Annotated in this window: 5 protein-coding genes; 3 read left to right on the top strand and 2 right to left on the bottom strand. The window is 66.4% G+C overall.

Annotated features, from left to right (window positions below; all coding sequences use genetic code 11):
• Positions 1-32: 32 nt before the first annotated feature.
• Complete coding sequence (locus tag HMPREF3114_RS13055) at positions 33-929, bottom strand: LysR family transcriptional regulator (RefSeq protein WP_070489903.1); 897 nt, start codon at positions 927-929, stop codon at positions 33-35.
• A 105-nt stretch (positions 930-1,034) separates the two neighbouring features.
• On the opposite strand from HMPREF3114_RS13055, the gene HMPREF3114_RS13050 reads away from it, so the two are divergent.
• From HMPREF3114_RS13050 to HMPREF3114_RS13040, 3 genes are all read left to right on the top strand, one after another.
• Positions 1,035-2,396, top strand: coding sequence for an MFS transporter (locus tag HMPREF3114_RS13050; RefSeq protein ID WP_070489902.1), 1,362 nt, complete (start codon positions 1,035-1,037; stop codon positions 2,394-2,396).
• A complete protein-coding gene (locus HMPREF3114_RS13045; RefSeq protein ID WP_005417047.1) occupies positions 2,393-2,779 on the top strand; it encodes a DUF4440 domain-containing protein in 387 nt (128 codons plus the stop codon). Before HMPREF3114_RS13050 ends, HMPREF3114_RS13045 begins: the two co-directional genes overlap by 4 nt.
• Positions 2,780-3,001: 222 nt before the next feature.
• Positions 3,002-4,912 carry a CocE/NonD family hydrolase gene (locus HMPREF3114_RS13040; protein WP_070489901.1) on the top strand — a complete coding sequence of 637 codons (1,911 nt, stop codon included), beginning with the start codon at positions 3,002-3,004 and terminating at the stop codon, positions 4,910-4,912.
• 268 nt (positions 4,913-5,180) lie between these two features.
• On the opposite strand, the gene HMPREF3114_RS13035 is transcribed toward HMPREF3114_RS13040, so the two are convergent.
• Positions 5,181-6,134 carry a helix-turn-helix transcriptional regulator gene (locus HMPREF3114_RS13035; protein ID WP_053499560.1) on the bottom strand — a complete coding sequence of 318 codons (954 nt, stop codon included), beginning with the start codon at positions 6,132-6,134 and terminating at the stop codon, positions 5,181-5,183.
• Between the last annotated feature and the right edge of the window lie 113 nt (positions 6,135-6,247).

The following is a 6,247-nucleotide window of genomic DNA, read 5'->3' as shown; positions in this document are numbered from 1 at the left end:
GCATAAACGACTTAATCCCCTCCGTCCCCTTTTTATGTGGCGAACCGGTCGCGCAGGAAATCAATCAGCTGCCGTACCTTCGGTGAGGGCTGCGTGCTGTGCGGGTAGACCGCGTAGACACTCTGCTGCGGGAAGCGGTGCTGGCGCAGCACCGGGCGCAGCCGGTCCTGGGCCAGGTCGTCCTCGATCAGCCAGCGTGGCAGCACGGTGACCCCGGCGCCGGCCAGGGCGAACGCGCGCAGGCTGCTGGCACCATCCACGCGTACCACCGCGTTGCCCGGGTTGGTGGCAAACAGGGCGCCGCTGCCATCAGGCGCGATCACCGGCACATCGGCCAGGCGCGGATAGCCCAGGCGGGGCAGGGTGCCCAGCTGTGCCGGCTCATCGGCAGCCTCGGCAGAGGGCAGGCGCGCCAGCAGCGAGGGAGCGGCCACCGCGCACAGAGGGTGGCGCTCCAGTTCACTGGCGTGAAGGCCCGAATCCGGCAGGCGGCCGAGGCGGATCGCCAGGTCGAAGCGTTCGGGAATGAGGTCCGCTGGCGCTGGAGAAGTTGAAAGGTGCAGCTGCAGGGCCGGGTGCTGCGCGCGGAACGCCTCCAACGCGGGAATCAGGCGTAGCTGGGCGTACTCCGGTGTGGTGGTCAGGCGCAGCACGCCCTGCAGCTGGTGCTGGTCGCGGCGCGCGGCATCGATCGCCGCCTGCGCAGCATCCAGTGCCTGCACGCAATGTTGCAGGAACTGCTCGCCGGCCTCGGTCAGGGACAGGTGGCGGGTACTGCGCAACAGCAGGGTCACGCCCAGCTCCTGCTCCAGCCGCTTCAGGTTGAAGCTGACCACCGCGCGGCTGAGGCCGAGCCGATCGGCCGCAGCGGTCAGGCTGCCGGCTTCGACCACGGCACGGAAGATATCGAAGCGATCAAGGCTGACCATGGCGATCCATTGTCAAAACAGATTTGACAGTGTTGCAGCTGCCGTCGTGTTTTTCCAATGGGGTCCGGACGGCATGCTGGCTGCTTCCTCGCTGGAGCGCCGCCGATGCCGTCCCCCCGCCTGCGCCATGAGGCGATCTTCCTGCTGGTATTCGCCCTGGATCTGGTCAACATGTTCATCGCGACGGTGGCCTATCCGGCATTGGCAGTGGAGCTGCACGCCGACGTCAGCACCCTGGCCTGGGTCGGCACAGCGTACATGCTGGGCCTGAGCGTGGTGATTCCGCTGGCGCCGTGGCTGGCCGCGCGCTGTGGCGAGCGTCGCTTGCTGCTGGTGGCGTTGCTGTTGTTCGCGGTTGCCGCTGCGCTGGCAGGTTCCGCATCGGGGATCGGCTGGCTGCTGGGATGGCGCCTGCTGCAGGGGTTGGCCGGCGGTCTGCTGATTCCCGTGGCGCAAGCCGCGGCGTACCGGCAATGCACGGCCGGGCAACGTGGCGCGCTGACCCGTCGCATCCTGCTGGTGGCGCTTCTGGTGCCGGCCCTGGCACCGGCACTGGGCGGGCTGCTGGTGCAGTGGCTGTCCTGGCGCGGCGTGCTCTGGGCCAGCCTGCCATTGGCGGTGGTGGCCATCGGTCTGGTGCTGGCCTGGATGCCGGCCGACTGCGTGCGCAGTGCGCCGCGCCTGCAGGCCTATGCCCTGTCCACCGCGATGCTGGCGCTGGGCGCGCTGCTGCTGGCGCTGACCTGGCTGGGCGAATCGGGACATCGCGGTGCAGGTGCCGTGTTGCTGCTGGCCGCGCTGTTGCTGGCGGCGACGCACCTGCGGCATGCACGTCGGCAGGCGCAGCCACTGCTGCGCTGGTCGTTGCTGTCCCATCGCGGGCTGCGGCTGGCGATGCTGGTGTATCTCGCCGTACCCGGTGTGTTCATCGGCAGCCAACTGGTCAGTACCCTGCAATTGCACCACGGCGGTTACAGCGCGGCACGCATCGGCGCGCTGATGCTGCCCTGGGCGCTGGCTGCGGCCATCGCGATCATGGCCAGCAAGCGCCTGCTGGCTCGCTTCGGTCCGGCCGCGGTACTGCGCGCCGGCATGCTCCTGCAGGCCAGCGGCCTGTTGTTGATGGCGCTGCTGCCGCAGCCGGCCTTCGTGCTGGCCGGATTGTTGTTCGCGCTGATGGGCGCCGGCGGCAGCCTGTGCAGCAGCACCGCGCAGACGCTGGCCTTCCATGGCGTGGAAGGTGAGGCGTTGGGCGATGCCAGTGCACTCTGGAACCTCAACCGCCAGCTCAGCTTCTGCCTCGGCACCGCCGCCATCGCACTGCTGCTGGCATTGGCCATGCAATGGCTGCCGGCACGCGCCACCAGCGTGGCGCTGGGCTTGGCCGCTGCAATGACGCTGCTGCCGATGGCGCTGCTGCGCCGTTCGCAATCGATCTCTCTTTCCCAACCCGAGACAATGCAATGACGATGACCGCAGAGAACGAGTTCCATGATCTGATCGCCAAGCTGCAGGCCTGGTTCCGTGCGGAAGCAGCCGCCAGTACGCTGGATGCGCTGATGGATCATTTCTGCACCGACTTCAGCATGGTCGGTATTGCTGGGCAGCGCCTGGACCGCGAAGCACTGGCCGGCATGTTCGCTGGCGGCCACGGTGCCCGCCCGGGCCTGTGTATCGAAATCGATGCCCTGCAGTTCATTGCGGTGCCGGCACCGTTGGCAATGCTGCGCTACCGTGAAGGGCAGGGCGTTGCTGAAGGTGGGATGGCCTGGCGTGAAGCACTGGCCGTGCTGCGGCAGGAAGACGGCCGTTGGCGTTGGCTGGCGTTGCATGAAGTAACGGCAGCCTGATCGGGTAGTGCCGGCCGCTGGCCGGCAACTTCATGATCCTGGGGCGCGTTACGCGGTTGCCGGCCAGCGGCCGGCACTACCTTTCGCCGACGAGCGCAGCGGCACCGCAGGCACATGTGCCATCAGTCCTGCCTGCATCGACCGCAGAATGCAAAGCCTGCACACACTTCACGGCGCCAGGCAGGAGTAGGCTTGGGGCTTTCCTGCCGGGAGGGGTTGTCCATGCGTGTGCGTGCCGTCGCTGTAGCCATTGCCCTTTGCCTGTCCAGCACCGTGCTGGCCGCCGATACCCCGCCGATGACCCCGGATATCAGCGGCAAGCCGTTCGTTGCCCCCGATGTCGGTCGCGACTACGACAAGCGCGTGGTGATGGTGCCGATGCGTGATGGCACCAGGCTGTATACGGTGATCGTGGTGCCCAAGGGCGCCCACAATGCGCCGATCCTGCTGACCCGGACTCCCTATGATGCTGCCGGTCGCGCCAGCCGCAGTGATTCGCCGCGCATGCGCGACCTGTTGCCGCAGGGTGACGAGGTGTTTGTCGACGGCGGCTACATCCGCGTGTTCCAGGATATCCGCGGCAAGTATGGTTCCGAGGGTGATTACGTGATGACCCGGCCGCTGCGCGGGCCGTTGAACAACACCAAAGTCGACCATTCCACCGACGCCTGGGACACCATCGACTGGCTGGTGAAGAACGTACCGGAGAGCAATGGCAAGGTCGGCATGCTCGGCTCGTCGTACGAGGGCTTCACCGTGGTGATGGCGCTGACCGACCCGCACCCGGCACTGAAGGTGGCCGCACCACAGAGCCCGATGGTCGATGGCTGGATGGGCGACGACTGGCTCAACTACGGTGCGTTCCGCCAGGTCAACTTCAACTACTTCGCCATGCAGACCGAGAAGCGCGGCAAGGGTACGCCGCTGCCCAGCCTCGGCTACGACGACTACAGCACCTTCCTGCGCATCGGTTCGGCCGGTGACTATGCGCGCTTCACCGGCGTGGACCAGCTGACCTGGTGGAAGAAGCTGGTCGAGCATCCGGCCTATGACGGCTTCTGGCAGGGCCAGGCGCTGGACGCGGTGATGGCAAGGACACCGCTGAAGGTGCCGACCATGTGGCTGCAGGGCCTGTGGGACCAGGAGGACATGTGGGGTGCCAACCACGCCTATCAGGCGATGGAAGGACGCGATAGCGGCAACAACCGCAATTACCTGGTGATGGGCCCGTGGCGACACAGCCAGGTGAACTACAGCGGCAGCGAACTGGGTGCGCTGAAGTTCGACGGCGATACCGCGCTGCAGTTCCGCCGCGACGTGCTCAAGCCCTTCTTCGACCAGTACCTGGTGGATGGCGCGCCGAAGGCCGATACGCCACCGGTGCTGATCTACAACACCGGCGAAAACCACTGGGACCGCTTGAAGGGTTGGCCGCGCAGCTGCGACAAGGGGTGTGCCGCCAGCAGCAAGCCGCTGTATCTGCGCGCCGGCGGCAAGCTGGCGTTCCAGGCACCGGCGGCGGGCGAGGGCGACTTCGAGGAATACGTGTCCGACCCGGCCAAGCCGGTGCCGTTCGTGCCGCGCCCGGTCCGCTTCGGTGACCGCGACATGTGGACCACCTGGCTGGTCAAGGACCAGCGCTTTGTCGATGGTCGTCCGGATGTGCTGACCTTCATCACCGAACCGCTGACCGCGCCGTTGCGCATCGGCGGCGCGCCGGTGGTGCACCTGCAGGCCTCGACCAGCGGCACCGACAGCGACTGGGTGGTGAAGCTGATCGACGTGTATCCGGACCAGGAAGCGTCGACGCCGGAAATGGGGGGCTATGAGTTGCCGGTGTCGCTGGCGATCTTCCGTGGCCGCTACCGCGAGAGTTTCAGCGATCCGAAGCCGCTGGCCGCCAACCAGGTGCTGCCGTACCGTTTCGACCTGCCCAACGCCAACCACACGTTCCAGAAGGGCCACCGGGTGATGGTGCAGGTGCAGTCCAGCCTGTTCCCGTTGTACGACCGCAATCCGCAGACCTACGTGCCGAACATCTACCTGGCCAAGCCAGGCGATTACCAGAAAGCCACGCAGCGCGTGTGGCACAGCGCGGCGCAGGCCAGCTACATCGATCTGCCGGTGTATTGAGGCCCGCAGGGTGACGCCGGGCCGTGCCTGGTAGCACGTGGTAGTGCCGGCCGCTGGCCGGCATCGGCGATGGCGCAGGAGCGTGTCGACCAAGGTCGACACCTACCGGGGCTGAGTCATGGCAGGTTGATTCAGGCGGGTGTGGTAGTGCCGGCCGCTGGCCGGCATCGGCGATGGCGCGAGAGCGTGTCGACCAAGGTCGACACCTACCAAAGCTGGGCCATGGCATGCCGATCGACCAAGGTCGACACCTACCGGGCAGAGGCTTTCAGCCGACCTTCGAGGGACCCGTACGCCAGCGGCTGGGGACCAGGCCGAAGCGCTTGCGGAACGCGGCGGCGAAGTTGCTGGGGTGGCGGTAGCCGCTGGCGGCGGCAGCCTGCTCGACGGTCCATCCGTTTTCGCGCAGGCCCTGTTCGGCATGGCGCATGCGCTGCTCATGCAGGTAGTCGAACACCGAGCTTCCATATTGCTGGGCAAAATGGCGGCGCAAGGAGCTGGGGCTCATGCAGGCCAGCTGGGCCAGTTCGATCAGGCTGTGGGCATGGCTGGGGTCGTCATGCAGATAGCTGCGCACTCGCTCCAGCCGCTCGCGCTGGCCGGCGCGCAGCGTGCGTATATGCTCGGTCTGCATATCCTCGGCCTGCAGGCCGACGGCCAACACCTGCAGGGCCACGCCTTCGCGCCACAGCGCATCGATGTCGTCCTGCCAGGGGCTGTCGAACAATTGGGCGAGCGTCGGCAGCAAGGCATGCGGAATGGCCCAGTGGCGGCACTGCAGAGGGGAATGAAGGACTCGTTGCAGTGCCGGCAGGCGCAGCATGTCCACGTCCAGATCGGCCGGTACGCTCAAGCTGACCCCACGCAGGTGGCTGCCACCGGGATGCAGCCCGGCCATCGACACAGGTTCATGGTGGCTGGTGGTCATGCCTGTGCCGGCGCGCAGGGTGAACCCCTTGCGACGAGGAAACTGGACATCCACTTCGCCCTGAAGCATCAGGCGGATGGTCAGGCCGGCACCGTGCACAGCGGTGGCCGTGTAGGTGAACCGGTTGTGCACGTCCGAGGCGATCAGGCCCAGGCCACCGCGCAGTGACTGTTCGTGGACGTCGCCACGCCCTGCCCATTGGTCGTCGCGCAGTTCACTCCCTTCGATCCGGTAGTCGTAGCCATGGCGTTCGCCGAACTGGCGGTAATCAGCAAAAGTGAAATATCGGGACATCGCTCTGCGCAAACACAGGTTGAATTGAATGTGTCGAAGAATCTGGAAGCGTTTCCCATTGTCGCCGCGATTCGCGCGCTTTTGACTTCGATAAGGTCAAAACGATTGGCGAT

The sequence above is a fragment of the Stenotrophomonas sp. HMSC10F07 genome (genome assembly GCF_001807895.1).
In the GTDB taxonomy this organism is placed as follows: domain Bacteria; phylum Pseudomonadota; class Gammaproteobacteria; order Xanthomonadales; family Xanthomonadaceae; genus Stenotrophomonas; species Stenotrophomonas sepilia.
The sequence above is the reverse complement of the archived record's forward strand: the minus strand, read 5'-3'. Positions and strand labels throughout refer to the sequence as shown.